The sequence below is a fragment of the Stenotrophomonas sp. 2694 genome, assembly GCF_040548715.1.
Classification (GTDB): domain Bacteria; phylum Pseudomonadota; class Gammaproteobacteria; order Xanthomonadales; family Xanthomonadaceae; genus Stenotrophomonas; species Stenotrophomonas indicatrix.
In genome coordinates, this window is sequence record NZ_JBEPSG010000034.1 from 1 (window position 1) to 26,116 (window position 26,116).

Annotated in this window: 30 protein-coding genes, 1 tRNA gene and 1 pseudogene; 3 read left to right on the forward strand and 29 right to left on the reverse strand. The window is 63.5% G+C overall.

The window, feature by feature from the left end; all coding sequences use genetic code 11:
- Window positions 1-310 precede the first annotated feature (310 nt).
- The 14 genes and pseudogenes from ABIA73_RS20925 to ABIA73_RS20990 all read right to left on the reverse strand — a co-directional run bounded on the left by ABIA73_RS20925 (window position 311) and on the right by ABIA73_RS20990 (window position 10,565).
- Window positions 311-1,246 carry an alpha/beta hydrolase gene (locus ABIA73_RS20925; RefSeq protein WP_218787872.1) on the reverse strand — a complete coding sequence of 312 codons (936 nt, stop codon included), beginning with the start codon at window positions 1,244-1,246 and terminating at the stop codon, window positions 311-313.
- A gap of 85 nt (window positions 1,247-1,331) precedes the next feature.
- Window positions 1,332-1,480: pseudogene (locus ABIA73_RS20930) on the reverse strand (alpha/beta hydrolase); the annotation flags it as partial.
- A complete protein-coding gene (locus tag ABIA73_RS20935; protein ID WP_080278301.1) occupies window positions 1,435-2,643 on the reverse strand; it encodes an MFS transporter in 1,209 nt (402 codons plus the stop codon). The gene ABIA73_RS20935 and the pseudogene ABIA73_RS20930, both read right to left, overlap by 46 nt.
- 14 nt (window positions 2,644-2,657) lie before the next feature.
- Window positions 2,658-3,596, reverse strand: a complete 939-nt coding sequence (locus tag ABIA73_RS20940) for a hypothetical protein (protein ID WP_354276235.1) — start codon at window positions 3,594-3,596, stop codon at window positions 2,658-2,660.
- Window positions 3,597-3,652: 56 nt separating this feature from the next.
- Window positions 3,653-4,867 (reverse strand): methyltransferase domain-containing protein, encoded by a 1,215-nt coding sequence (locus ABIA73_RS20945; RefSeq protein ID WP_080278302.1) that lies wholly within the window; start codon window positions 4,865-4,867, stop codon window positions 3,653-3,655.
- 2 nt (window positions 4,868-4,869) lie between these two features.
- Window positions 4,870-5,508: an orotate phosphoribosyltransferase gene (locus tag ABIA73_RS20950; protein ID WP_354276236.1), complete on the reverse strand. Its 639-nt coding sequence runs from the start codon at window positions 5,506-5,508 to the stop codon at window positions 4,870-4,872.
- A gap of 42 nt (window positions 5,509-5,550) precedes the next feature.
- On the reverse strand, window positions 5,551-6,039 hold the full coding sequence (locus tag ABIA73_RS20955) for an SLOG cluster 4 domain-containing protein (protein WP_354276237.1): 489 nt from the start codon (window positions 6,037-6,039) through the stop codon (window positions 5,551-5,553).
- On the reverse strand, window positions 6,036-6,893 hold the full coding sequence (locus tag ABIA73_RS20960) for an MBL fold metallo-hydrolase (protein WP_081323762.1): 858 nt from the start codon (window positions 6,891-6,893) through the stop codon (window positions 6,036-6,038). The genes ABIA73_RS20955 and ABIA73_RS20960 overlap by 4 nt, the downstream gene beginning before the upstream one ends.
- A gap of 679 nt (window positions 6,894-7,572) precedes the next feature.
- Window positions 7,573-8,418, reverse strand: a complete 846-nt coding sequence (locus ABIA73_RS20965; RefSeq protein ID WP_354276238.1) for an alpha/beta hydrolase — start codon at window positions 8,416-8,418, stop codon at window positions 7,573-7,575.
- A gap of 145 nt (window positions 8,419-8,563) precedes the next feature.
- The gene (locus ABIA73_RS20970; protein ID WP_354276239.1) at window positions 8,564-9,028 is read right to left on the reverse strand and encodes a lysozyme; all 465 of its coding nucleotides are present in this window, start codon (window positions 9,026-9,028) and stop codon (window positions 8,564-8,566) included.
- Between the two features lie 3 nt (window positions 9,029-9,031).
- Window positions 9,032-9,568, reverse strand: coding sequence for a glycoside hydrolase family protein (locus ABIA73_RS20975; RefSeq protein ID WP_059064876.1), 537 nt, complete (start codon window positions 9,566-9,568; stop codon window positions 9,032-9,034).
- Entirely contained in the window at window positions 9,565-9,762 is a 198-nt protein-coding gene (locus ABIA73_RS20980; RefSeq protein ID WP_025874660.1) for a hypothetical protein, read from the reverse strand. The genes ABIA73_RS20975 and ABIA73_RS20980 overlap by 4 nt, the downstream gene beginning before the upstream one ends.
- Window positions 9,763-9,886: 124 nt before the next feature.
- Entirely contained in the window at window positions 9,887-10,315 is a 429-nt protein-coding gene (locus ABIA73_RS20985; RefSeq protein ID WP_025874661.1) for a hypothetical protein, read from the reverse strand.
- Window positions 10,305-10,565 (reverse strand): helix-turn-helix domain-containing protein, encoded by a 261-nt coding sequence (locus tag ABIA73_RS20990; RefSeq protein ID WP_025874662.1) that lies wholly within the window; start codon window positions 10,563-10,565, stop codon window positions 10,305-10,307. The genes ABIA73_RS20985 and ABIA73_RS20990 overlap by 11 nt, the downstream gene beginning before the upstream one ends.
- Before the next feature lie 84 nt (window positions 10,566-10,649).
- Between ABIA73_RS20990 and ABIA73_RS20995 the strand changes: the two genes are divergently transcribed.
- Window positions 10,650-11,156 carry a hypothetical protein gene (locus tag ABIA73_RS20995; RefSeq protein WP_032951727.1) on the forward strand — a complete coding sequence of 169 codons (507 nt, stop codon included), beginning with the start codon at window positions 10,650-10,652 and terminating at the stop codon, window positions 11,154-11,156.
- A gap of 88 nt (window positions 11,157-11,244) precedes the next feature.
- Complete coding sequence (locus ABIA73_RS21000; RefSeq protein WP_025874663.1) at window positions 11,245-11,478, forward strand: hypothetical protein; 234 nt, start codon at window positions 11,245-11,247, stop codon at window positions 11,476-11,478.
- A 216-nt stretch (window positions 11,479-11,694) separates the two neighbouring features.
- Here the strand turns inward: ABIA73_RS21000 and ABIA73_RS21005 are convergent.
- Window positions 11,695-11,770: transfer RNA gene (locus ABIA73_RS21005), tRNA-Lys, on the reverse strand.
- A gap of 146 nt (window positions 11,771-11,916) precedes the next feature.
- Between ABIA73_RS21005 and ABIA73_RS21010 the strand changes: the two genes are divergently transcribed.
- Window positions 11,917-12,876, forward strand: coding sequence for a DUF2268 domain-containing putative Zn-dependent protease (locus ABIA73_RS21010; RefSeq protein WP_080150522.1), 960 nt, complete (start codon window positions 11,917-11,919; stop codon window positions 12,874-12,876).
- A 211-nt stretch (window positions 12,877-13,087) separates the two neighbouring features.
- Here ABIA73_RS21010 and queC read toward each other — a convergent pair whose 3' ends face one another.
- From queC to ABIA73_RS21080, 14 genes are all read right to left on the reverse strand, one after another.
- Window positions 13,088-13,753, reverse strand: a complete 666-nt coding sequence (queC, locus tag ABIA73_RS21015; RefSeq protein WP_032975132.1) for a 7-cyano-7-deazaguanine synthase QueC — start codon at window positions 13,751-13,753, stop codon at window positions 13,088-13,090.
- 77 nt (window positions 13,754-13,830) lie between these two features.
- Complete coding sequence (gene queE, locus ABIA73_RS21020; protein WP_354276240.1) at window positions 13,831-14,532, reverse strand: 7-carboxy-7-deazaguanine synthase QueE; 702 nt, start codon at window positions 14,530-14,532, stop codon at window positions 13,831-13,833.
- A gap of 237 nt (window positions 14,533-14,769) precedes the next feature.
- Window positions 14,770-15,588 (reverse strand): tol-pal system protein YbgF, encoded by an 819-nt coding sequence (gene ybgF, locus ABIA73_RS21025; protein WP_025874667.1) that lies wholly within the window; start codon window positions 15,586-15,588, stop codon window positions 14,770-14,772.
- A 3-nt stretch (window positions 15,589-15,591) separates the two neighbouring features.
- The gene (gene pal, locus ABIA73_RS21030) at window positions 15,592-16,110 is read right to left on the reverse strand and encodes a peptidoglycan-associated lipoprotein Pal (protein ID WP_025874668.1); all 519 of its coding nucleotides are present in this window, start codon (window positions 16,108-16,110) and stop codon (window positions 15,592-15,594) included.
- Window positions 16,111-16,174: 64 nt separating this feature from the next.
- Entirely contained in the window at window positions 16,175-17,494 is a 1,320-nt protein-coding gene (tolB, locus tag ABIA73_RS21035) for a Tol-Pal system beta propeller repeat protein TolB (RefSeq protein ID WP_025874669.1), read from the reverse strand.
- A 249-nt stretch (window positions 17,495-17,743) separates the two neighbouring features.
- Window positions 17,744-18,799 carry a cell envelope integrity protein TolA gene (gene tolA, locus ABIA73_RS21040; protein WP_080150524.1) on the reverse strand — a complete coding sequence of 352 codons (1,056 nt, stop codon included), beginning with the start codon at window positions 18,797-18,799 and terminating at the stop codon, window positions 17,744-17,746.
- The gene (gene tolR / locus ABIA73_RS21045) at window positions 18,789-19,217 is read right to left on the reverse strand and encodes a protein TolR (protein WP_025874671.1); all 429 of its coding nucleotides are present in this window, start codon (window positions 19,215-19,217) and stop codon (window positions 18,789-18,791) included. The genes tolA and tolR overlap by 11 nt, the downstream gene beginning before the upstream one ends.
- A 24-nt stretch (window positions 19,218-19,241) precedes the next feature.
- Complete coding sequence (tolQ, locus tag ABIA73_RS21050; RefSeq protein ID WP_025874672.1) at window positions 19,242-20,021, reverse strand: protein TolQ; 780 nt, start codon at window positions 20,019-20,021, stop codon at window positions 19,242-19,244.
- Window positions 20,022-20,031: 10 nt separating this feature from the next.
- A complete protein-coding gene (ybgC, locus tag ABIA73_RS21055) occupies window positions 20,032-20,469 on the reverse strand; it encodes a tol-pal system-associated acyl-CoA thioesterase (RefSeq protein WP_279208377.1) in 438 nt (145 codons plus the stop codon).
- Window positions 20,459-21,499 (reverse strand): Holliday junction branch migration DNA helicase RuvB, encoded by a 1,041-nt coding sequence (gene ruvB, locus ABIA73_RS21060; RefSeq protein WP_025874674.1) that lies wholly within the window; start codon window positions 21,497-21,499, stop codon window positions 20,459-20,461. The genes ybgC and ruvB overlap by 11 nt, the downstream gene beginning before the upstream one ends.
- 419 nt (window positions 21,500-21,918) lie before the next feature.
- The gene (locus tag ABIA73_RS21065) at window positions 21,919-23,838 is read right to left on the reverse strand and encodes a potassium transporter Kup (RefSeq protein ID WP_140225622.1); all 1,920 of its coding nucleotides are present in this window, start codon (window positions 23,836-23,838) and stop codon (window positions 21,919-21,921) included.
- A 49-nt stretch (window positions 23,839-23,887) separates the two neighbouring features.
- Window positions 23,888-24,481 (reverse strand): Holliday junction branch migration protein RuvA, encoded by a 594-nt coding sequence (gene ruvA / locus ABIA73_RS21070; protein WP_354276241.1) that lies wholly within the window; start codon window positions 24,479-24,481, stop codon window positions 23,888-23,890.
- Between the two features lie 13 nt (window positions 24,482-24,494).
- On the reverse strand, window positions 24,495-25,016 hold the full coding sequence (gene ruvC, locus ABIA73_RS21075) for a crossover junction endodeoxyribonuclease RuvC (protein ID WP_025874677.1): 522 nt from the start codon (window positions 25,014-25,016) through the stop codon (window positions 24,495-24,497).
- 129 nt (window positions 25,017-25,145) lie between these two features.
- Complete coding sequence (locus tag ABIA73_RS21080; protein WP_032975140.1) at window positions 25,146-25,877, reverse strand: YebC/PmpR family DNA-binding transcriptional regulator; 732 nt, start codon at window positions 25,875-25,877, stop codon at window positions 25,146-25,148.
- Window positions 25,878-26,116: the final 239 nt, after the last annotated feature.

Genomic DNA, 26,116 nt, shown 5'->3' on the forward strand with positions numbered 1-26,116 from the left:
ATCTACTGCTCCATCCACGCATGGCGTGGATCTACTGCTCCATCCACGCATGGCGTGGATCTACTGCTCCATCCACGCATGGCGTGGATCTACTGGTGCATCCACGCATGGCGTGGATCTACGGGTGCATCCACGCATGGCGTGGATCTACTGCTCCATCCACGCGTTGCGTGGGTCTACTGGTGTATCCACTCATGACGTGGGTCTACTGGTGCATCCACGCATGGCGTGGCTCTACGGCGATGCGCACCGTTGCGTGAACGGAAAATGCTGCCAGTAGATCCAAGCCATGCGTGGATGGAGCCGGCCGTCAGCCGCCGGTATACGGCCCTTCGCCCGGAAGCACCTGCAGCAGCGCGCGGGTGATCACGCGCGGATATACGGTGAGATGGTCTTCGCCATCAATCACGATGTTCTCCACCTGCAGCTTGCGACCACTGCGCCGCAGCTGGCCGGCGAAGTCGGCGGCCTGCCGCAGCATGTCGTTGCCCGTTGAATAGCGCGGCCCCGGCTTGACCGTCTCGTAGCCGCCCACCGACAGCAGTACGCGGATGGGCTGTGACGGCATCACGGCGGCATCCTGCATGCGCGGCAGCAGGCCCTGGTCGAACCACAGCGACGGACTGGACAGGATGTAGGTGCCGAACATGTCGGGCTGGGTCGTCAGCACGTAAGCACCCAACAGCGCGCCATAGGAATGACCCGCAAACACGCGCCGGGCCGGATCGGTACGGTAGCGCGCATCGATCATCGGCAGCGCGTGGTCAGCCAGGAAGTCGCGGTAATGGGCCGCGCCGCCATAGGTCACGTCATCGCTGTAGTAGCCGGCAGGGGTGCGCACAGGATCACTGGGGGTGTAGTCGCGCGAGCGGCTCTGTTTGGAGGTCAGGCCTTCCTGCGGCGGCAAACCGACCAGGATGAAATCCTCGATGTTGACGCCCTGCTGCCCCACCAGGTTGCGTATGCTGCGCACCAGCGGAAAGCTGTACAGCGCATCGGTCACGTACACCACCGGATAACGCTTCTGCGGATGCGCCGCGTAGCCGGCAGGCAACGCCACCCACAGGGCATAGTCGCGCCCGATCGGGTCATGCACGCGCAGTGACTCGGTATCAGGCAGTACCACGCCTGGCACGGCTGTCGCGCTTTCCCTGGCTTCATTCTGCGTTGCCGGCGGCGCCACCGACATCGCGCAACCTGCCAGGGCCAGGCAGGTCAGCACACTCCATCCACGCACACGCTGCATCCGCGCTCTCCTGTTGCGGGCGACGCACGAAGGTGGCGCCGCTACCGCATCCTCACACGGCCCGTTGCCTCACGCCAAGCCGCTCTCAGGGCGAGGCCGGCGGCGGTGCCGGGAACAGCGTGCGCAGGCCCTGCAGCGCCGCCGGGTGGTAGATCGTCGCGTGGGTCTCTTCCTGCAGCGGTTGTACTTCACCAGCCGCGACGGCGAGGCCCGCTGCAGCAATGCGACCAGTCGTTCAACCCTGTGAGCGAGAGGATCAAAGCAACTGCGAGAATAAATGCAGATGCCAAAAAGGGATATGCGATGGAACCGAGGAGCGTGCCGCCTTGAAGCTGCACCGCCAATAACAAGGAAAAGATCGCGGGTCCAGCCAGATTGGCCACTGCCGCAGTCGCCATATGAATTCCCTGCATCCGGCCAGCGTCACGCGCTGACGCTGCTTCTGCGAGCATCGATTGCACCGCAGGCGGGCCGAATGCCCATAGCGCCATGATCGGAACACCTGCGTAAAACCAACCTGATGTGGGCGCCAAAGCATAAACGACGAAGCCAACAATGCCACACGTCAATCCGAAAATTAACATGAGCCTTGGACCAAACCTTCTCGCGCCCCATTGGTAGACGGCAACCTGCACTATCAGCGTGCAAATCCCAACAGCACCCAGCAGCGCCCCAACATCCTTGATATTCCACTGATACCGACTCATGACAAGCAATGCAAGGGCTGTCGGATAAACAGTGTTCGCTAATGATGACAAGAATGCGATTAATATCAATCGCCGCCATTGTAGCTTGGCGATGCCCCTCGGCTCCACCACATCCGCTGGGCTTGCGGTGAGTGATGGCATAGGAGCCTTCAAAAGCAATTTGCAAGCCACCACATTCAGCATGGCGACGAGTGCGCCAACCGCGAATGGAAGGCGCCAATTAATTTCTCCCAGGAAGCCGCCTACAGCCGGGGCAACAACATAGGCAGAGCCGAAAGCAACGCCCAACCAGCCGTACGCGCGCGCCCGCTCTTCTGGCGCGGTCCAGTCCGCCACATAGGCGGAAGCCACCCCAGCATTCGCCGCTCCAATGCCACAGATTGATCGACCAATGATAAAGGAAGAAGCAGTTTGTGCAGCAGCCATGACGAGAAATCCGCTACTGAGCAAAACACTACCTACAACTAACAGTCGCCTGCGGCCCCAGCGATCAGAGCACCAGCCAGCGACAGGCGAAGCAACAAGTTGAGCGAGCGCGAACACAGATACCGATACCCCGATCAGTACGGCACTAGAAGTTGCATCGCCTGAAATTTCAGTCAACGCAATGGGTATCGTTGGAGCAGCTAAACCAAATGCGACATGATCTAGGAACACGGTCAGGTAAGCTGGTACTAAACGTGAGTGCATATGTAGATGATCGCTTAAACGGAATGATCGTTAGAGGATTCACCCAATATTGCTTGGTGCCGCCAGTAAGCCAGCTCGTGGATATCAGGGAAAGCAGTGCCCATCCTCAATCCAAATAGAACTTCGAAGAGCGAATGTGACCCGGTCGGAAGCAAGTAGGCAATAGCAGCGGGCGTGAGCCGAGGATCGCCGCCCGCACCTAAAATACGGGCAAACTTCGTCATATCCGCCGCGGTGTTTGATGGACCGGTTATGACAGGTTCTCGCAAAGCTGTCGCAGTTTTGGCAAATACCGAGTCCGGCCGCATACATACCAGACGGGCTCCGTCCAGCCAAGGAACATATTCTTCGCCACGAGGGCTTCTCAGTGCAATCTCGACACCACTGAACGCGCCTCCTTCACGCAGAAAATCGGCACGGCGATGTCCGCTCCAGCACCGGCTAAAACGGCCTAGATCGGGAGGGCCGACCCTAGCCTTGGATTGCCAGAATTTGATCGGATCTGAGGGCGGGCAGAGAACCTCCCGATGAGAGAGAACCTGCGACCTTTCCAGCTTGGATTTTGCGTGTTCGATCAACTCCAAGCAAAAGTCACAGTCCAGCCCGGCGTTCCTTGCGGCCCTGGCAGGCTTTGATCGAGCTCCTCCTGCCATGAGATCTGGTAAAAGGACAAAGCAGATGGTTCGCCAAACGGTGGCTTGCAACTCACGAATGCTTCCCGAGCCGCCAAGTGCGAGGTGAAGGTCAGCAACGTTCCTAAGCCGGCCCGCGAACGGCAACGGGATCGGGCGCAGTATTGATAAATAGGATTGGGTGAGTTGGTGCAGCTTGCCCGCCCGCGTAACTCCACCTAGTTCATTCGCCCGTTCAACGAGGTAGCGCTTACAGACCTCAACCAATTCAATAGAGAAGGCGCTGACTGAGTCGTACTGCGCAATACGATTGCCAAGCATTCTCTCGCTTCCTCGCAGCCCTCTGTCAGCATGAACGGGAAAAGAAGAAGCAGTGGTTAGCATTGGGGTTTGTGAGCCAAAAAACCCAACACAGGAGCGCGCCGAAACCAATCGTCAGCCACTGCCAACGGACTTGCAAAATACTCCGGGTGCCAACGACCATCGGGCTCGAAAACGGAGTCGAGCACGAGGCCGATAGCCAAGAGCGCCGCCATATAGTCAGACAGCCGGCGATGAATGTTAAGGGTGGGAATGCTCGAAGGGCCGCCGCCGAAAACGGCCGTAAGATTCAGGCCTATATTCCCATATCGATCGATCATGTACCGAGCGCTCGACTCACTCAGCGAACTCCATCCGTGCACTGGGGGCTTGAAGCAAGGGTGTAATATGGTCACAAACAAGCGGCCGCCCATCTCCAGTCGGCTCGAAAGCCAGCCTAGCGTTCCACCGAGATCTTCAACATCATGAAGCACCATATTGGCGACAACAGCATCGAACAGTTGCGGCCGGGCCGAGCCTTCTAGATCTTCGGTTAAGCAGTATGCCTCAAGGACTCCATTCGTCTTATGCCTCGCAATTTCCCGCATCTGTGCGGAATGATCGACATACGTCACTATCGCGCCATTCTCATGCAGGAACTCAGAGAATTCTCCACTGCCGCCGCCGAAGTCCAGGATCCTTAGCCCGCTGACGTCGCCAAGCTGCTCTCGCAGGCTCTGTCGGTAAATAAACTCTTCGGTCCAGCGATTTCCGGCTCTATGTTGCTCCCAAGACTGTGCTGCGTGGTCCCAGCGTTGGCCCGACTGCTGAAGAAAGCCACTGGTTAGTCCTTCCCCTACCCGATACAAGTACTCCGCCATATCCTCTCTGAGGTTGCTCGCTAGAACGCCCACTGCTACCTCTATCCCAGCATCACGCAATCGGGAAATTCCGGCGCCTGCGACCAATGGGTTCGGATCCTCAAGGCCCACGACCACCCGACCAATCCCAGCGTTTATCACCAGATCCGTGCATCGCCCCGTTCTTCCTACATGGTTGCACGGCTCCAAGGTGACGTATAGCGTGCTATTTGGTGGGACTGCTGCGCACTGCCTAAAGCACATGGCTTCAGCATGTTCGTGACCAGGAGCTTGGGTCCAACCTACGGCGAGTAATTCATTCTCGTGGACCAATGCGGCTCCAACGGGTGGGTTTGGATAGGAAATTCCTTGCGCACGTCGACCTGCCAATAGGGCGCAACGCATCCATCGCTCATCACTTGTGACATCCATCGTCAGTCCGCCAAGGCTAGCCTTTCCTTATGCACTTCGAATCGCACTCCCTGCTTACACGCTGAACAATCATCAGGTGATTCATTGCGGGGAGTATCCTTCACCAAGAGCGCTCGTAGCGGATGCTTTAGCTCTGCCAGGGATTCGCGGGGCGATCCGCCACGTCTGTCAACAATCACTAGAGAGCCCACGCATTGAAGTCCAAGCGATTCAATGGCTGCTTCAGCTGATGCAATCGTACCTCCAACTGAAACAATGTCGTCGACGATCAAAGCTCTTGCGCCCTTCTTCAAGCTATACCCGCGCAAGACCAACATTTCGCCTTCCGGACCTTTATCGAAGAACAGGGCCGGGAGTTCGCAATGTAGGCCTACCGCATGAGCGAGGATGGCTCCTCCAATCGGGGGGCCAATCAGCACCTCTGCCTCAGCTTCTTTAACTATCGACGCCATACGACGGGCAATATCGGCGACGAGATCAGGCATTGCCAGCAATCGTGCCTTCTCCCAAAACTCGATCGTGTGATGACCGGACTTGATCGCGAAATGACCTTCGCTGATCGCACCCGCCTGACGGAATAAATCCTCAATTGAGCTGTCGGTGGCCGGCGCAAACCCCGATGAGGGCTCAATCGAGATCAAGGCGGCATCAAGCGCGCATGCAACATTTGGCGCATCAAAAAGCTAGGCATTGTGTGCCTTCTTGCTGACGCGCGGTACCAAGCCCCTGAAAATCGCGGGGGCGCAGCCCAGTGCGTCGCCATCTTGACCTATGGCGATCCGCTTACCTTCATCCCAAGCGATCGTTAGTTCATTGAGCGTGCCGGTTTGCCCTCCGAGCGCTACGACGACATCTGCGGATCTGACTAGCGTGACGTTTCGCCCTTTGTATCCCATCCCTGTGTAAATCATCGTTGCATAAATAGACGGATCTTCTCCGGTGAGTTCTATATGCGACTTTGCATCTGTGGCCGGAGAAATGCCAACTACTGGAATGCCGCCCTGCGCCGCCACTTTTGCAAGCAAGGTGGACACGCCACCACCGGTCCCGGCCAGTAGAGTAGATCGATGTTGTTTCGCAATTCGTACAACATCTTCAAGTACTGAGCGCGCCAGTAGCTCGCTCTCGCCCTGAAGCGAACTGACTCCTAGCACTGCGATTTTACTCGTCATCCGTACACCTCCACGGACTCACGTTCCACGCGACCATCGCTCCAGAACGAATAGCACTGGCTCCCATCGATATTGACGCTTCTGACGTCGACGCCAGGGACGGCTTTACGATAGTGTTTAGTGAAGTCAGATCCTTCAAAAGAATCCGTGAGACAGATGAACGCGGGGTTCAATGCCTTCAGTGCAGAGGCATCATTGTGTGTCGGCCGGCCATGCGAGCTCGCGATGTACAAGCCGACAGTAACCGCATTCCGTTCGATCGCGCCTATCAATTGATCAGCCTCAGCGTCGCTGCCGATCATAATGCGATGACCCGCGTACTCAATAAGGAGGGGCGTTGATGATCGGTTGAGTGAATGGTATTCGCCATCTGACTCCACTTGAAACTGTTCAGACGGCAAAAGGTTCGATACCTTTACATCGCTCAGGCCGTCAATCAATTTCCATCGATGTGTTCCGCGTATGTAGGTTGAGTACTGCTGCCAAAGAGGAGCTTCCAGGCCACCGTAGTGAGGACATGTACTTAGGCTTACGGAGGGGGTATAGCCTTGGGGGTACGACACTCCGGAATGATAGATTCGCGGCCGCATTTCCGATGATGAGACGAAGTTCGCAAGCGTTGCGAAGTGATCGAGATGCTGATGAGTGACAACAATGACGTCCAGACTACGCTTCTGACCTAGAACGGCTTCCAGAATGGCTTTACCACGATGGAAACCACAATCAATAAGGAGACTCTCCTCGTTCGGCGTTTGGACATGTATCAGGTCTCCTGCGAGCACCTTGTATACAGTTACGCGTAGTGGGAGGCGGGGCTGCGTGCCGATATTGTCCGTAATCGCAAGAGAATTCATAGCGACTGATCACACCCCGTTCCATGTTGTGAGGGCAATCAGGCTAGCGCAGGTGATTTGACTTAGGGAGGGCCTGAACAACCCTGCGTGAATTTTTCAGAGCATTCTTAGAAGAGGGCCGCCGTCGCAATTGACTCGGCATGTAGCCCGGCGGGGTCGGCTGGATCTGGATTGAGCCAAGCAGTGCTTGGATTTGATGTTGACGATGGTTCGGTCCCTATCGAACTGCAGAAGTCCTCCGCATGTGCCTACACGCTGGGGCGTGCGCACAGATCCCCGGGCCATCTACCAACGCCCCACAAAAAACATGCCGAATGCGCCACCTTGAGAGCATGTATCGATCCACAAATCACTGCGAGCATACGAAGCAAGCGCGGCCATCACCGCACTCGCCCCACGTCGATCGCAGTGTAATTGCCTAGAGAATAATGAGCGCCATACCACGCATCCAGCGGAGGGACGAGCGATGAACCTACAAAGACGACTACCCGTAGATCTAGTGGCACTCATCGGAGGGCTGTTGCTGAGTGGCTATCAGAAAGAACTACCACGCCCACCTACCCGCGCAGACTGATTCCGTTGACCCGACCAGTACCACTCGCAGCCATGACCGATCCGATAGCGGTTGAATTTTATCCCCAACCACCTGGCATGCCGCGCAACCCGGTGCCAGCTACGCTCAGGGCGACGCCGGCGGCGGTGCCGGGAACAACGTACGCAGGCCCTGCAGGGCGGCCGGGTGGTAGATCGTGGCATGGGTCTCTTCCGGCAGCGGCTGGTACTTCACCAGCGTTGCCGGCGATGCCTGCTGCAGCAGCGCCGCCAAGCGTGCGCTCGACGCAGCCAGTTCCGGCTGACCACTGCTGGCCAGGAACAGCCGCGCACCGCTGCGCGCGACCGACGGCACCTGCTTGCCTGCGCCAGACAGCAAGGCGCCGTGGTTCCACCACAGGCTGGGGTCCAGCGCGATATAGCTGTTGAACAAGGCCGGTTCCTGCAGCAGCGTCTCGATCACGAACAACCCGGCCAGCGATTCCCCGATCAGTGCCCGCTCGTCGGTGGTCGCATAACGCTGGCGTATCTGCGGCATCAGTTCATCGCGCAGGAAATCACGGTACGCCGCCGAGCCACCAATGCGTGGCGCGATCTTCTGGTCCTCCGCCACGTTGCTGGGGCCGGTCATGTCGCGGCGGCGCTCGGTGTTCTCGATGCCGACCAGCAGGAACGGGCGCATGCTGCCGTTGCCGGTCAGCACCTGCACCAACCCGGCCACGTGCAGGAAGTCCTCGCCGATGCCGCCGTCGGGCATGTACAGCACCGGCAGTGGCGTCTTCGGGTCCAGGCCCCACGGCTGCGGGCGATAGACGTTGATGCGGCGGGTTTCGCCCAGCGCCTTGGATTGGATGGTGAAGGTCTCACCGATCACCAGCGGCGAAGCGGCCGCCGTCTGCGCCGTCGGTTCGGCGGCCATCAGCGGCGCGGCGGAGACAGCGGACAACAACAGCGACAGCACGATCAAACGCATGGGGCGGCCATCCCGGGAAAGACGCTGAGCATAACGCCACACTGATCGCACGGCAGACTTCATATCGCCCGCTATTGCGAAGATCCGCTGGTGAACGCTCGTCATGGGTTACCGAAGGTCTGACCCCACCGCGACCCGCACGCCTTCAACGCCGGTCCAACGCGATCACCGCCTGGCAGCTCCTGAGCTGGTCGTCGGCGTCGCGTCCGATTCGAACAAGCGCTGCCGCAACCTCTGCTCGTAGTTGGGCGCCCGCATCACGTTCGCGGGCGCTGGCGGTGGCGTCGGACAAGCGACCGGTATGACAGGCGGCGAGGTCGTTGCGCAACCGGAGACTGCCAGCACGCAGGCCAGCAACCGCCTCCGTTTCCACTTCGGCCGCACGCTCTCGATCTTGTTCATGCTGTTCTCCCAGCGAGGCCATCGCCCCGGTCTGTACCGCCTGCCGTTCGCGCGCTGCGCGCTCGGCCTGCATTGCCTCGGCATGCTGCAGCGACGCAACCTCTGCCTTTGCGGCATCGCTGCGATCGCCACGCCAGCCCCAGCCTGCCGCGAACATCACCGACGACCACAGCACCAGCAGCGCAATCGCGATCAATGTGCGTGGCATCCCTCACTGCTCCGCCAGGCAGCGGGCATGACGCTGTTGCTGCCGTTGCCATACGCCCCAACACACCTTGTTGGGCTGTCCGTTGACCCGGGTCGAGCAGTCGTAGCCCCCTGCCCGCTTCCACAGCAGCAGCGCATCGCACGCTTGGCGGTACTCACCTCGCAGGAGATGCCGGCGCGTGGATGATCCATTCCAGTTGCCGATCCCATACTGGTAAAGGAAGTCGACATAGGTGTCGTACTCACCCTGGGTCAGCGCGACACCCGGCAACGATGCGCGGAATTGCGATTCCTCGCGCGCCAGGTGCGCTTCCACGGTGCGCAGCGCACGGACGGGCGTAGTCCGGTCTCCGAGCCGGACCGGCGTGCCGTCCTCGCGCCGGGTCGAGCCAAAACCATAGGTGGGCCGATCATTGCGGGTCGGCACCACCGCCGCGTCGGTATAGCCCTCATGCTCGACAATGGCGATCAGGCCTGCGGCACTGAGGACCAGCGCGGCAACCAGGCGGCGCATCGGCAACGCTGTGGGCGGCGTACTCATTCGCGTCCCTTCCGCCGCCACTCGCGCAGCCAGCGCCAGCACAGGTAAGCGATCTGTGCGGCGAGATAGATGATGGTCAGGACCACCACCAGGCGGTCCAGGGTGATGCCGGCGGCAAGTGCACCGGCAACGGTTACCGGCGGAGCCGATTTGGCCGCCGCTGCGCCCACTGCGCTGAAGATTTCTTCTTTCATGGAAAGTCCAGGATTTGATGCTGGCCACGACATACCGAGGTGGCCGGGAGAGGTGCCCGCCTCGCTGCCGGCTGGGCGCGAGGGTTCATCCGGTCGGGAGACGGGCGAAAGTTGAGCCCACCGCTCATGCGGCCTGGGCGATGCCTTCCATCCAGCCGCGCACGCGCTGGAAGCCCAGCTCGACCAGGTTCAGGTAATGCCGGTTGGAGACCGGTCGCTGCCCGCAGTTGGCGAGCAGCAGATTGGCGGTCTCGAAGCGCTCGACCTTGCGACGGCCGCGACCGCAGTAGTAGCCACGCAGTGCGCAGGCCATCGCCACGTTGTCACGGGCAACTGCGGTGATGATGTCTTCGATCTGCTGCGCCAGCAGGTCCGTCTCCAGTGGCTTGTACCCTTGCGCACGGCCGGGCATGTCGCCGCCATGCTCGATCAATACGGCCAGCAGGTTGCGTGATTGGAAGCCCAGGTATTCGCAGTCGCGATGCAGGGCGTATTCCCCGCCCCAGTGCTCCAGACGGCTGCGGACGTATTCGCCGAACGTATCAAGCTGCATGGTGGGCTTCTCCCTGGATGGACGACGGACCCGGCGCGAACACATCCGGGCGCAGGAATTCACGACGGACCGCACCGGCCGTGGCCAGCTCGATGCGTCGGCACAGACGGGCGCCAGGCAACTTGTGGCCGCGGGCGATCATGTAGAGGGTCCGCAGCGCACAGCCGGTCTGGTGGGCCAGACGGCGCATCACGGGGCAACTGGGGGTGCCGTAGCCCCCTTGGGAGATGGCGTAGTCGATGAGGTTCATGGCCCCACATTACCGTCCCGGTAATGCCAAGTCAATACCGTTTTGGTCATTTGCTGGATTGGTAATGCAGAGCACCATTTGCAGATGGACGCCAGTACCGCCCGCACCCTCAACATGCGCCTCCGCGTTGCCGCTGCCGGCGGCCCGGCCGAATGGGCCCGCCTGTTCGGCGGCACCCGCTGGGCGCAGCCCCAGGTCAGCCAGTGGATTTCGGAGAGCAACCCGAAGAGCATCGGCCATCGTCTGGCACGCGATCTCGAGTCGGCAATGCAACTCCCGCACGGCACGCTTGATCGTGCCGATCAGGACGTTGAGATGTCGCTTCAGTCTCAATCTACGGGACTGGATTTCGAGAAGATGAGCGCTGCGGTCAAGGTGCTTTCGCACTACCTGGAGCTGGTCGGCGATCCACCGGAATGGATCTACGATCCTGTGCTGCTGGAGACCGCATTCATGGTCGTGGACGAGTTCGGTCAGCCTTCGGCCCCGGACAATGTGCTCGACCTGACGAAGCTTCTGGCAAAACGGATCAGGGAGGCGAAGGATGACTCACACGCGACTCGAGGAGCTCGCACAGCGGTTGGCCGCTAGGACCCAGGAACTGCGCGGCGGTCGCAACCCGACACCTGCCTTGCGGGTGGTGGCCGGTGAGGCACATGCAGCCCCGGGAGAACGGCGGATGGACGCCATCATGCGCGAGTGGCATTGCCGCATGATCCGCAACGTACGCCGGCGCTGGGGGGAGCCGATGCAGCATGTGATCGACCAGGCCTGTTGCGGGGTGGTGGACATCGACCAGCTCGCCGACGATGCGTTGATCCAGCTGCACAAGGATATGGAACGCGCCGAGGAGTGCATCCGCGAGGGGATTTCCTTCCACGATGCGGGGCTTCTACGCGCGCACTACGGTTGAAAGAGACCAGGCCGGTCGATTCTGACCGGCCAAAACCGCACGATTCATTACTTTTTATTCCCGAATTAATTACCTTAAAGGTAATTAATTGGTGTTGCTGGAAGATTTCCTGCGCTGGCGCCGCGGCATGCCGACCGTGGCTGCACGCGGGCAACAAAAAAGCGCCTCTCGGCGCTTTCGGGGTTGCCCGGCAGGTGATGCCGGCGCTGTCTGCGATGGTGGGCCGTGATGGATTCGAACCATCGACCAAAAGATTAAAAGTCTTCTGCTCTACCGACTGAGCTAACGGCCCATGCAACATCCCTGCCTGTCGGCGGGGTGGGCATTCTACCCTACTTTGTGCGGTAGAGAGAAATCGTCGCAGTATCGGCCTGCAGTTAAACCGTTCCATGCAGCGGACGCATCTCATGCACACTCCTTCGTCCTTCGGAGCCACGGATGCGCCTGCCCTTCTTTCTGTTCGCCTGCCTGCTGCTGCCCTGCACCGTCACCACCGCTGCGGCCCCATCGGTACAGATGGATGACATCGCCCGATTCTGGAGTACCTACGATGCCGTGCTTGCCGAGCCCGATGCCGCGCAGCGGGTGGCCCTGGTCCGCCAGCACTACGTCGAGCCGGGCAGTGCCGGCCTGCATGCGCTGATGAAGGTGCGCAACTACACCGCCGCCGAATACGCACAAGCAATGCTCGCCTGGCCGCGCTTCTGGGCCTCGGTGCGGCCGCTGACCGCCAACGCCCGGCACGCCAGCGCCACGCTCGAGCAGGATCTGGCTGTGTTCCACAGGCTCTACCCCGCCCTGCGCCCGGCCAGCATCACCTATGCGGTGGGCGTGCTGCGCACAGGCGGCACCACGCTGGGGGACCAGGTGCTGATCGGCGCGGAAATGGCACTCGGCGATGCAAGCGTGGATGTCATCGAACTGCCGGAGCCGTTGCGCAGTCGCCTGCGGGTCTTCTACGACAGCGCGCCCGGCGCGAACAACGCGCAGAACAACCTGCATGAGTACGTGCACACCCAACAGCGCGAGACTACGGGATCGCTCGCACAGTACGCGGTGCGCGAAGGCGTGGCCGAGTACATCGCCGAGCGGATCAGCGGTCGCCGACCGGCGCTGCCGCTGTATGCCTACGGGCCGTTGCACGAATCGGAGATCCGCGCTCGCTTCAGAGCGGAGATGGATGGCGATGCGCTGGACAACTGGCTGTACAACAACGCCCGCAATCCGTTCGGGGTGAGTGATGTGGGGTACTACGCTGGTTACCGCATCGCGCAGGAGTACATGCGGCAGCAGCCGGATGAGCAGGCGGCGATCGCGCGGATGATCGAGCTGGATTACAGCGATCCGGTTGCGGTGCGCGGTTTCATTGAAGCATCGGGTTGGCTGCCGCAGCGGTAGCGCCGGGCCGCGCCCGGCGGACAGCGCCAACCAAGGTTGGCACCTACCAGAATCAGACCTGCCGGGGCTGCCGGCCAGCGGCCGGCACTACCCGAATCCCAACATTGGTAGCGCCGGGCCGCGCCCGGCGGACAGCGCCAACCAAGGTTGGCACCTACCAGAATGAGACCTGCCGGGGAAGCCGGCCAGCGGCCGGCCCTACCAGAGCCGGTCAGGCGTACAGCGTCGGGTCGGCCACGCCGGCATCGGCGAAGCCCTGCGCGCGCAGGCGGCAGGCATCGCAATGCCCGCAGGCCGCGCCGCTGGCATCGGCGTTGTAGCAGGACACGGTCAGGCCGAAGTCCACGCCCAGTCGCACGCCTTCGCTGACGATCTGGCCCTTGCTGAGGAACTGCAGCGGCGCATGCACGGTGATGCCCGCGCCTTCCACGCCCGACTTGGTCGCCAGGTTGGCCAGCGCCTGGAAGGCGGCGATGAACTCGGGGCGGCAATCCGGGTAGCCGGAGTAGTCCACGGCGTTGACGCCGCAGAAGATGTCGTTGGCGCCAAGCACTTCGGCCCAGCCCAGCGCCAGCGACAGCATGATGGTGTTGCGTGCCGGCACGTAGGTGACCGGAATGCCCTCGCCGCCCGCCTCGGGCACGTCGATGTCGTCGGTCAGCGCCGAGCCGCCGATGCTGCGCAGGTCCACGTCCACAGTCTTGTGCACGATCACGCCTTGGGCCTTGGCCACGCGCGCGGCAGCATCCAGCTCGGAGGTGTGGCGCTGGCCGTAACGCACGCTCAGGGCATGCACGGCGAAGCCCTGTTCCTGGGCCATGGCGATGACGGCGGCTGAATCCATGCCGCCGGAGAGAAGCACGACTGCCTTCTTCATGGGTAAATCATCCGGTTGGGGGAGAAAGCCAGCACGCTGTCCCGCGCCGGAGCTACATCAGGAAACGCTGCGTCGGCTCATCGGCCCGGCTCGTCGTTCCACAGGATTTTATGCAACTGCATCTGGAAGCGCACCGGCAGCCGGTCTTCCACGATCCAGTCGGCCAGCTGGCGGGCAGTGATTTCGCCCTTGCTGGGTGAGAAGAACACCATCGTGCCCTGCACCAGCTGGTGTTCGGCGACCATGGCCTTGGCCCAGTCGTAGTCTTCGCGGTTGCAGATCACGAACTTGATCTGGTCACGCGTGGTCAGCAGCGGCAGGTTTTCCCAGCGGTTGCGCGCGACCTCGGCCGAGCCGGGGGTCTTGATGTCGACCACGCGCGACACGCGCGGATCGACGGCGCTGACGTCCAGCGCACCGGAAGTCTCCAGCGACACATCCAGGCCGGCGTCACACAGCTTCTGCAGCAGCACCAGGCAGCGCTTCTGCGCCAGCGGCTCGCCGCCGGTCACGCAGACGTGGCGCACGCCCTGCGCCTGCACGTGGGCGACGATGTCGTCGATGTCCCACCAGGTGCCGCCGTGGAAGGCGTAGGCGGTGTCGCAGTACTGGCAGCGCAGCGGGCAGCCGGTCAGGCGCACGAACACGGTCGGCCAACCGGCGGTATCGGCTTCGCCCTGCAGGGAGGTGAAGATCTCGGTGATCTTCAGGCGCGGCAGGGGCGACTGCACGATTTCGCTGGGCGTGGCGACGGCGGCGGACGGGGGAACGGCGGTCATGGCAGGGACTTCTTGATGGGACACGTGGCGGGTGGGCTACCGTGGCCGGTAACGAACGCAGCCGAGCATGGCTCGGCTCTACAACAGCAGCCGGTCGGGTATGGCCCGGCGGGTAATGCAAGCCGCCGGGCATGGCCCGGCGCTACCGGATCCGGACGGGTTTGCCGACCCGGAAACGAAAGCAGCCGAGCAAGGGCTCGGCGCTACGGGGAACACATTGTACGCCCGCTCAGCGGATCAGCGGATCTGATTGCCGAGGCGGATCGACTGCAGGCGGTCCTGCGCGGTACGCGCGGCATCCGAGCCCGGGTATTGCGCCACGACGGTCTCCAGCGTCTGCTGGGCCTGGTCGACTTTGCCCTCGCCGTACTGCGAGAGGCCGACCTTGAGCAGGCCGCCAGCGGCCTTGTCGTGGGTGGGATAGCGCGAGAGCAGTTCGCGGAACTGGGACTCGGCCATCGGGAAATTGCGGGTGGCGTAATAGCTTTCACCCAGCCAGTACAGCGCATTGGGGGCGTAGACGCCGTTCGGGTACAGCTCCAGGAAGCTCAGGAACAGCTGCGCCGAATCATCGTACTTGCCCGCCTTCAATGCGTCGAAGGCCACGTTGTAGGACGTACGCTCGTCACCGGTGACGGCCAGACTGCCCGGGTCACCATGGACGGAAGGCGGCCGCTCGGAAGTGGCCGCCGCTGCGGGTTTTGCCGGGGCTGCAGGAGCCTTCGGTGCGCTCGCCGGAACCGCAGGCAGGGCCGGGGCGGCAGAGCCCCCTTCCAACCGGTTCAGGCGGCTGTCCAGATCCAGGTACTGGTCCTGGGCGGTCTGCTTGAGCTGGGCGTTGTCGTGCTGGAGTTGCTCGATCGAGGCCTGCAGGCTGGTGACCTGCTGCCGCAGCTGATTGATCTGGTTCAACAGGTCCTGATTGGCACTGTTGTTGTACATCTGCTGCTCGAGCGAACCGACGCGGTCGGCCAGGCTCTGACGTTGTGCATGCGCCGGTGCGGCAGCCACGAGGGCTGCCGCAACGACCAGCATCAGTTTGATGCCAAGGCGCATGGATTACTGCGCGGTGTAGACGATTTCGACGCGACGGTTCTGCGACCAGCAGGACTCGTTCGACTCGGTGCAGACCGGACGCTCTTCACCGTAGGAAACGACGGTCAGCTGCGAAGCCGAGCCACCGTTGGCCTGCAGTGCCGAGTTGACGCCGTTGCCACGACGCTCGCCCAGGGCCTGGTTGTACGCGCGCGAACCGCGCTCGTCGGTGTGACCCTGCAGGGTGATGCGCGAGGACGGACGGTCACGCAGGTACTTGGCGTGGCAAGCCATGATGGCCTGGAATTCCGGCTTCACGTCTTCCTTGTCCAGGTCGAAGTAGACAACGCGCTGGCGCAGGCAGGCATCGGTGTCCAGGTCGCCCGGGCCGTACAGGCCGGAGGTGGACGGACCGGTCGGGGTGGTGGTCGAGGTGCCGGTATCGACCGGAGCCGGGGCTTCTTCCTTGACCTTCTTCGAGCAACCGGCCAGGACGGCCACAGACAGCAGGGAAACAAGCAGAACGCGGGTGGACTTGTTCATGGCGATACCTTTGTGGCTCCTAAGCCGATGAGGGGTTCAATACAGAGAAAATATTAACACTCTTTTAGCGCTGGGTACGGTATGGGGACCATGCCGGCTCGCGCACATCACCGTCTGCCAGAACCAGGCGCTGGCGCACGCGCGCATCGGCCGAGACGGCGTACAGCACACCACGACCACCCTCACGGGCGGCATACAGCACCATGCTCGCGTTGGGCGCGAAGCTCGGCGATTCGTCCAGCGAACCCGGCGACAGCGTGCTCCAGCGGGGCGAACCCAGCGAGCTGTCCATCAGGGCGATCTTGTAGCTGTTGCCCGAACCCTGGGCGACAGCGATCTTCTTGCCGTCGTAGGACACCGAAGGCTTGGCGTTGTAGTTGCCCTGGAAGGTCACGCGCTCGGCGCTGCCACCACCGGCACCGACCTTGTAGACCTGCGGACGGCCGCCGCGGTCGGAGGTGAAGTACACCGCGCTGCCGTCCGGCGCCCAGGTCGGCTCGGTATCGATGGCGAAGTGGTTGGTCAGCTGGGTCAGCTGCTTGCTGCCCAGATCCATCACGTAGATTTCCGGGTTGCCCGAGCGCGACAGGGTCAGGGCCAGCTTGCGGCCGTCCGGCGAGAAGGCCGGGGCGCTGTTGATGCCGCGGAAGCTGGTGACCAGCTCACGGGCGCCGGTGGAGATGTTCTGGATGTAGATGGCCGAATTGCCACGCTCGAAGCTGACGTAGGCCAGCTTGTTGCCATCCGGGCTCCACGACGGCGACAGCAGCGGCTCGGCCGAACGCACGATGGTCTGCGGGTTGAAGCCGTCCGAATCGGCCACCATCAGCGCGTAGCGCATGGCGTCGCCCTTGCCGCTGGCGGTCACGTAGGCGATGCGGGTCCAGAAGGCACCACGGACACCGGTGATCTTCTCGTAGATGGCGTCGGCCATCTGGTGGGCAACGTCGCGCATGGCATTGCCACGTGCGGTCATCGCCAGGCCCAGCAGGCGCTCGCCCTTGGGCACGTCGAACAGTTCGTACTCGACGCGGTAGGCGCCGGCACCGGCGTCCATGACCCGGCCGACGACGATGTAGTTCTGCTTCAGCGCGCGCCAGGTGGCGAACTGGATGTCACCGCCACGAATCGGCTTTTCGACGATCTGCGCTTCGGGCAGCGTGCGGAACTGGCCCGAACGTTCGAGGTCGGCACGGACCACGCCGGCGACGTCGGTCTGCGGAGCACCGGCTGCACCCTGGTAGGGCATCGGCACGATGGTGATCGGGAGGGCGGAGGCATTGCCGCCGATGATGTCGATATCCAGCCCCTTCTGCTGCGCGACGGCAGCAAAGGGCAGCAACAGGGCCGCAAACACGGCAAGCCAGCGAGGCATCTTCTTCATGGAGCGCTCAAATAGGGGGAACCGGAACGAGGGATAACAAAACGGCAGTGAACCGCTTCGCAATCATGAACCAAGGGTACGTGAATTCCTGGTCAGTGCCAGCCGGGTCTCTCACATGCCGTTAACGTCGCGGCCACCTTTCGTGCGAATGACGCGTCCCAAGCATGGCGTGGACGGGCCCGCACGATCCAGAGCTAAAGGCGTCATTGGATGACGGGACAGCCCCAAAGGGCTGCCCTGCCCCGCGCCTCAGCGATCCTGGGCGGTGAACGTGAAGTTGATCGTGCGTGCGAATACCTGCTCGAAACCGCGGTACGGCAGCGGCTGGGCGTTGAGCACGGCGGCCTCGATCGAGCGCTTGCCGGCTTCATCGAACGGGCAGCCGGCGCTGACCGTGGCGCTGCGGACGGTACCGCCCGGCAACTGGTTGATGGTGATCTGGCAGCGTTGGCCCAGCGGCACGCTGTCCGGACGCACCCACTGCGCCAGCACCTTGGCCTGGATGGCCGCCGCGTACTTGGCAGACAGATCATCACTGCTGCCACCACCACCGGCAGCCGGCTGTGCTGCACCACTGGCACCGGCAGCGGCCGTGCCTGCGGCATTGCGAGCAGCAGCGACCTCGCGCAGCTTCCGCTCGGCCAGCTTGGCTTCCTTCTCGGCCTGCTCGCGGCGGGCACGGATGTCGGCGATCTTCTTCTGCTTCTCGGCCTCGGCCTTGTCAGCGGCCAGGCGCTCCTGCTCGGCCTGCTTCTTCTTGGCGTCCGCTTCCTGCTGCTTGGCCAGGCGCAGCTTCTGCTCGGCCTCTTCCTGGCGCTTGCGCTCGGTGAGGTCGATCTGCTCCTGGCGGCGCTTGGCTTCCTGCTCCTGCTTGGCCTTTTCCTGCGAGATGGCCAACGCGCTGACCGCGTCCTGGTCCTTGGTATCGGGCTGCGCCACGCGCTCCTGCGCCTGTTGCTGCTGCGGCGTCGGTGCGTCCTGCGGGCGCGGCTCTTCAATCGGCTGCGGCGGCGGGATGGTGTCTTCCGGCACCGGGATCGGTTCGGCCACCGGCGGCGGCAGGTCTTCCAGCTTTTCCGACTGGCGCAGGGCCTGGCGGGCGGCAGCGGCTTCGGACGCTGACAGTGCCAGGCTGGCCTCGACCGAGGGATCACCTGCGGCGGCATCGGTATTGCGCTGCGGTGACCACAGCCAGGCGCCGATGAAGATCAACGCGACCAGCAGGTGCACCAGCACGGCCAGCACCATCGGCTGGCCCCAGCCGGGTTCCTGCTTGTGCGGTGGCGGCAGGGCGTCAGCGTGCATCGGTGGCCAGGCCTACCTTGTCCACGTTGGCGCGCTTGATCACGTCCATCGCCGCGATGACCTTTTCATAGGCCACGGCACGGTCGGCGGCGACGATCACGCGCACTCCCTTGTCCTGCGCGGCGATGCCGGACAGGTGGCCCTGCAGTTCCTCGGCAGTGACGGCCGTGGGTTCCTTGGCGTCGGGCAGCTTCAGGCTGAGCTGGCCGTCCTGGCGCACCGAGACGATCACCGGGTCCTGCTTGCTTTCCAGCGCCTTGGCGTTGGAATTGGGCAGGTCGACATCGAAGCTCAGGGTGAGCAGTGGCGCGGTGACCATGAAGATGATCAACAGCACCAGCATGACGTCGATATAGGGAACGACGTTGATTTCCGATTTCAGCTTGCGGCGCTTGCGGCGACCGATGGCAGCGGACATGGCTTGGACTCCCGGGTCTGGCGCTTACTCGTCGCCAGCGCTCTGGCGCTGCAGGATCGAGCTGAACTCGTCGGCGAAGGTCTCGAAACGCACCGACATGCGCTCCACGCGGGTGGTGAAGCGGTTGTAGGCCCACACTGCCGGGATCGCCACGAACAGGCCGATGGCAGTGGCGAACAGCGCTTCGGAGATGCCCGGGGCGACGGCGGCGATACCGGCCTGGGCGCCGCTGCTGATCATGTCGTGCATGGTCACCATGATGCCGAACACGGTACCCACCAGGCCCACGTACGGGGCGGTCGAGCCGATGTTGGCCAGCAGTTCCAGGTTGCGCTCGAGCTGATCGACTTCGCGGGTGTAGGTGGTGCGCATGGCGCGCTGGGCACCTTCCAGCTGGGCACGGCCATCCAGCCGGCGCTTGTCGCGCAGGCGGGTGTACTCGCGGAAACCGGCTTCGAAGATGGCTTCCAGGCCGCCGACATTGCGGCTGCGGTCGGTGGCCGAGCTGTACAGCTTGCCCAGGTCGGCACCGGACCAGAAGCGGTTCTCGAACTCGTCGGCTTCGCGGGTGGCCTGCTTGAAGATGCGGGCCTTGCGGAAAATGATCACCCAGCTGACGAACGAGCCGACCAGCAGCGCCAGCACGATGATCTTCACCGGCAAGCTGGCCTTGGCCATCAGTTCGAGGTAGTTGATGCCGCCGCCGGTGGTGGCCTGGGCAAGGGTCTGGGTCGCGGCATTGCTGACGTCAGCCGGCAAAGCCTCGGTGACCGTGGCCTGCAGGGCCAGGAGCGTTGCGATCATCCGTTGTTCCTCAAGAGTTCTGTTCGGATTCGGGGTGGAGGTGGGGTTGCAGCGCGGCAAGGACGGCATCGTCCATGCCACGCGGGCGGAAACTGGCCGCGTCCAGTGCGGCGATGCGGACCTGTGCGGACAGCAGCAGCTGGCCGTCGCGCAGGACCTGCTGGTCGAAGACCATGCTGGCCTTCTTCAGCTGGACCAGGTTGGCGCTTACCTGCAGCTGGTCATCCAGCCGTGCCGGCTTGATGAAATCCATCTGCATGGAGCGCACCGCGAAGACCATGCCGTGCTCGGACCGCATGCGCTCCTGGCCGTAGCCCAGCGCGCGCATCCATTCGGTCCGGGCCCGTTCCATGAAGGCCACGTAGCGGGCGTGGTAGACCACCCCGCCAGCGTCGGTATCTTCCCAGTAAATGCGTGTCGGCCAACTGAATCGCGGTTCAACCGACATCGGGGACCTCGGCAAACAGGTCCTGCGGCGGGTTCTTCGGCTTCAGGCCCATGTGCCGGTAGGCCTTGTGGGTCGCCATGCGGCCACGCGCGGTCCGCACCAGGAAGCCCTGCTGGATCAGGTACGGCTCGACCACGTCTTCCAGCGTGCCACGCTCTTCGGACAGCGCCGCGGCGAGCGACTCGATGCCCACCGGGCCACCGTCGAAGTAATCGACCATGGTCTTCAGCAGCCGGCGGTCAAGCTCGTCGAAGCCTTCCGGGTCGACCTTGAGCATCTGCATTGCGGCCTGGGCCACGGTCTGGTCGATGTGGCCACCGGCCTTGACCTGCGCGTAATCGCGCACGCGGCGCAGCAGGCGGTTGGCGATACGCGGGGTGCCACGCGCGCGGCGCGCGATCTCCCCTGCCCCGTCGGCGGTGCAGTCGATGGCCAGGATCGCGGCCGAGCGGCGCACGATGCGGGTCAGTTCTTCGACGCTGTAGAACTCCAGGCGCTGGACGATGCCGAAGCGGTCGCGCAGCGGTGCGGTCAGCAGGCCGGCGCGGGTGGTGGCGCCGATCAGGGTGAACGGCGGCAGGTCGATCTTGATCGAGCGCGCCGCAGGGCCCTCGCCGATCATGATGTCGATCTGGAAATCTTCCATCGCCGGATACAGCACTTCTTCCACCACCGGCGACAGGCGATGGATCTCGTCGATGAACAGCACATCGTGCGGCTGCAGGTTGGTCAGCAGCGCGGCCAGATCGCCGGCCTTCTCGATCACCGGGCCGGAGGTCACGCGCAGGGCCACGCCCAGTTCGTTGGCGATGACGTGGCTGAGGGTGGTCTTGCCCAGGCCGGGGGGGCCGAAGATCAGGACATGGTCCAACGCATCGCCACGACCCTTGGCGGCCTGGATGTAGATCTCCATCTGCTCGCGCACCGGCACCTGGCCGAGATAGTCGGCAAGTCGCTTGGGTCGGATGCTGGCGTCGGCGGCGTCATCCTCGCGGGTGGCGCCGGCGGCGATGATGCGGTCGTCGGTCATGTGCTGATTATGCGGTAAAAGCGGGGAGATTCGGCCGGGCTGCGCCCGGCACCCGCAGAAGCAACTGCAACTTCAACTGCCGAAGCGACAGCAGAAGCAGGTTTCCTGAGGGATGGCGGGGTGGATCCGGTTGCGGGGGACGCTGCAAGTGCGTCCCTGTAAGCTCGGTCGCGCCATCCATGGCGCTCACGCCCCCGCAACCGGACCCACCCCGCCTTCGACAGATCTCCGCGATCTGCCGGAATGGCATGGCCTGCTCCTGGTAGGTGTCGACCTTGGTCGACACGGCATGCCCTGCTATAGGTGGGTGTCGACCTTGGTCGACACGGTAGATCCACGCCATGCGTGGATGGAGCTGGATGACACGGACATGGGGTCAGAGCCCTTCTCCTGTGGAAAAGGGATCCGACCCCGCGCGCTCAGATCTCCACCTGCGCGCCCAGCTCGACCAGGCGGTTACCCGGAATCCGGAAGAAGCCCGTCGCCGGGGCGGCGTTCCTGTGCATCAGCGCGAACAGCTTGTCGCGCCAGATCGGCATGCCACGGTTGGCGGTGGCGACGATGGTCTCGCGGCTGGCGAAGAAGGTGGTGTCCATCGGGTCGAAGTAGATGCCACCGTGGTCGCACGAGCGCATCAGCGCCAGCGGTACATCGGGGGTCTCCATGAAGCCGAAACGCACGTAGACCCGATAGAACTCATCGCCCACCGATTCGATCTTCAGGCGCTGCCCTTCCGCCGCGTACGGCACCGGCAGGGTCACCACATGCAGGAACACGTTGCGCTCGTGCAGCACCTTGTTGTGCTTGAGGTTGTGCATCAGCGCATGCGGGGCCACGGTCGGGTCGGCGGTGAGGAACACCGCGGTGCCGGGTACGCGTACCGGCGGCGCCAGCATCAGGCCCGGCAGGAAGGTGTCGATGCGGATGCCGTCCTTGCGGATCTCGTCGCGCAGCAACTCGCGGCCACGGCGCCAGGTGCGCATCATGGTGAACAGGAAGATGCCCAGCACCACCGGGAACCAGGCGCCCTGCAGCAGCTTGGCGCCGTTGGCGATGACAAAGCCCAGATCGATGATGAAGAACACCACGCACAAGGGCAGGATCCAGTTGCGTGCCTTGGGCCACAGCGAACGTGCAACCAGGGCCAGCAGCAGGGTATCGATCAGCATGGTGGCCGACACCGAGATGCCGTAGGCCACGGCCAGGTTGGACGAGCTGCGGAAGGCCAGCACCAGGCCGATCACCATCACCGCGATGCCCCAGTTGATGCCGGGGATGTAGATCTGGCCGATGGTGTCGTGCGAGGTGTGCTTGATGCGCATGCGCGGGATGTAGCCCAGCTGCATGGCCTGGCGCGAGACCGAGAACGCACCGGTGATCACCGACTGCGAGGCGATCACCGCCGCCATCGTGGCCAGGATGATCATCGGGTACAGCGCCCACGACGGCACCGCCTCGAAGAACGGGTTCTTCACCGCCTCGGGATGGTTGAGCACCAGCGCGCCCTGCCCCAGGTAGTTCAGCACCAGGCAGGGCAGCACGAAGAAGTACCAGGCGTGGCGGATCGGCTTGGCACCGAAGTGGCCCATGTCGGCGTACAGCGCCTCGCCACCGGTCACCGCCAGCACCACCGCGCCGAGGATGAAGATGCTGTGCCAGCCGTGCTCCATGAAGAAGCGGATCGCCCACCACGGGTTGAACGCCTTCAGCACTTCCGGCGCGTCGACGATGTTGTAGATGCCGATCGCGGCCAGCGAAATGAACCAGATCGAGGTGATCGGGCCGAACAGCTTGCCGATCTTCGCGGTACCGAAACGCTGCACCGCGAACACGGCCAGCAGCACCACCACGGTGATCGGCACGATGAAGGCGTGCAGCCCCGGCGCGGCAACCTCCAGGCCTTCAACCGCACCCAGCACCGATATCGCCGGGGTAATCACCCCATCGCCGAAGAACAGCGAGGCGCCGAAGATGCCGAGGATGCCGACCACGTAGGCCGAGCGCGACCCGTTGCGCAGCGTGCGCTGGGTCAGCGCCATCAGCGCCATGATGCCGCCCTCGCCGTCATTGTCGGCGCGCATGATGATGGTTACGTACTTCAGGGTGACCACGATGTTCAGCGCCCAGAACGCCAGCGACAGCACGCCCAGCACGGTGTCGTGGTCGCTGTTGAGCCCGTAGTGCGGCGAGAACGCCTCCTTCAGGGTGTACAGCGGGCTGGTGCCGATATCGCCGAAGACCACGCCGATCGCACCGATGATCAGCGCCAGGCCCCCGGCGGGGGGAGCGTGACCATGGCCACCCTGGGCGGCGGTGTGCGGGGTTTGACTGCTGGACATGGGGCTCCTGGCGAAGCTCAGGGTGTAATGGGGAAGGAAACGGAGCGGCTCAGCGCAGCGCCGATTGCAGGGCCTTGCGGATGACCATGGCCACTTCGTCGCCCTCGTTGAAGGCCTCGCGCGCCATCCGCGCCGCCTCGGCGGGCTTGTAGCCCAGCTGCTGCAGGGCCACGGTGGCATCGGACAGCGGATCGGCCGGGGCCGGGCCACTGCCGGTCGGCAGTGCGCCACCGGCACCGAACTGCGCCGCGCGGTCACGCAGTTCCAGCACCATGCGCTCGGCGGTCTTCTTGCCGATGCCGGGGATGCGGGTCAGCGCGGTGATGTCGCCGGCCTGGACCATGCGGGCGAATTCTTCGACGGTGACCCCGGACAGCACGGCCAGCGCGATCTTCGCGCCGATGCCGCTGACCTTCTGCACGTTGCGGAACAGGCGGCGCTCGCCTTCGCGCAGGAAGCCGTACAGCGAGACGCTGTCTTCCTTCTGCGAATAATGGGTGTACAGCGTGACCTCACGGCCCAGCTCGGGCAGGTCGTAGAAGGTGCTCATCGGCGCCTCCAGCTCGTAGCCCACCCCGTTGACGTCCACCACCAGCCACGGCGGCGCCTTGTAGGCGACGATTCCGCGCAGTCGACCGATCATTGCGTGCAGCTCCTCATTTGCGGCCCCACGCCTGGCGGGCAGTCAGCCCCAGGCGGTTGGCCGTTGCCCTTACGTGGGCATGGGTGATGGCCACGGCCAACGCGTCGGCCGCGTCGGCCTGCAGCTTGGTTTTCAGGTTGAGCATGAGCCCGACCATGTGTTGAACCTGTTGCTTTTCGGCGCCGCCACGACCGACCACCGCCAGCTTGATCTCGCTGGCAGCGTATTCGTGCACCGGCAGGTCGCGCAGCACCACCGCCGAAATCGCCGCGCCACGGGCCTGGCCCAGCTTCAGCGCCGAATCGGGGTTGCGCGCCATGAACACCTTTTCGATGGCCACTTCCTGCGGCTGGAACTCCAGGCACAGCTCGGCCAGGCCCAGCACCAGCAGCTTCATGCGCTGCGGGAAGTCATCGGCACCGAGCAGCACCAGCGGCTGGTGATGCACGTGGCTGACCCGGCCGCTGGCATCGACATCGATGATGCCGACCCCGGTCCGTTGTGAACCCGGGTCGATGCCGAGAATGCGGGTCATGCGGCACACGCGCGCAGGCCGCTGATCCGGGAAGGACGCATGCGGCGGTGATGGCTGGAAACGTCTGGGGTCATCATGGTCCGCATTGTCCGCTCACCGGCCGCCAAAGGCGACCGGCGCAGCGTCCGTTCAGGCGTAGGCGTCCGCGCCGAGATCGGCGTTGGAGTACACGTCCTGCACGTCGTCGAGGTCTTCCAGCATGTCCAGCAGCTTCTTGACCTGCAGGACGGTGTCGCCCTCGACCTTGATGTCGTTGTCGGCACGGAAGGTCAGCTCGGCATGATCCGGCGTGCGGCCAGCCGCCTGCATCGCATCCTTGACTGCGTGGAAGCTGTCCGCGGCGGTGAGCACGTCGATCGCGCCATCCTCCGGGTAGACCACGATGTCATCGGCACCGGCCTCGATGGCCGCTTCGGAGATGGCGTCCTCATCGGCGCCGGCGCCGTAGTGCAGCACGCCCACGCGCTTGAACATGAAGCTGACCGAGCCTTCGGTGCCCATGTTGCCGCCGCACTTGCTGAACGCATGGCGGACATCGGCCACGGTGCGCACGCGGTTGTCGGTCAGGCAATCGACGATGACGGCCACGCCACCGGGCGCGTAGCCCTCGTAGCGGATCTCTTCGTACTCGACGCCTTCCAGTTCACCGGTGGCCTTCTTGATGGCGCGCTCGATCACGTCCTTGGACATGTTCGCGGTCAGCGCCTTGTCCACGGCTACACGCAGGCGCGGGTTGTTGTTGGGGTCGCCTCCACCGCCGCGGGCGGCCACGCCGATCTCACGGATGATCTTGGTGAAAATCTTGCCGCGCTTCGCGTCAGACGCGTTCTTGCGGTTCTCGATGGAGGGGCCTCTACCCATGGGTCTTTCCGTACGTGCGTTGATGGATAAGGCCGCGGATTCTACCTGATCGGGCCCGCTGACCGTGTCGAGGGCGGATGGATGCCGCTGCGCTCGCCGGGCATGGCCCGGCGCTACCGGGGGTGCACCGCCGTGGTAGCGCCGGGCCCAGCCCCGCGGGGGTGCCCCAACAAAATGGGGCCCGCGGTGGCGGGGGCGGTACCGGTGTACCCGGGTAGGGGGTGGCCGGGCGGCACACA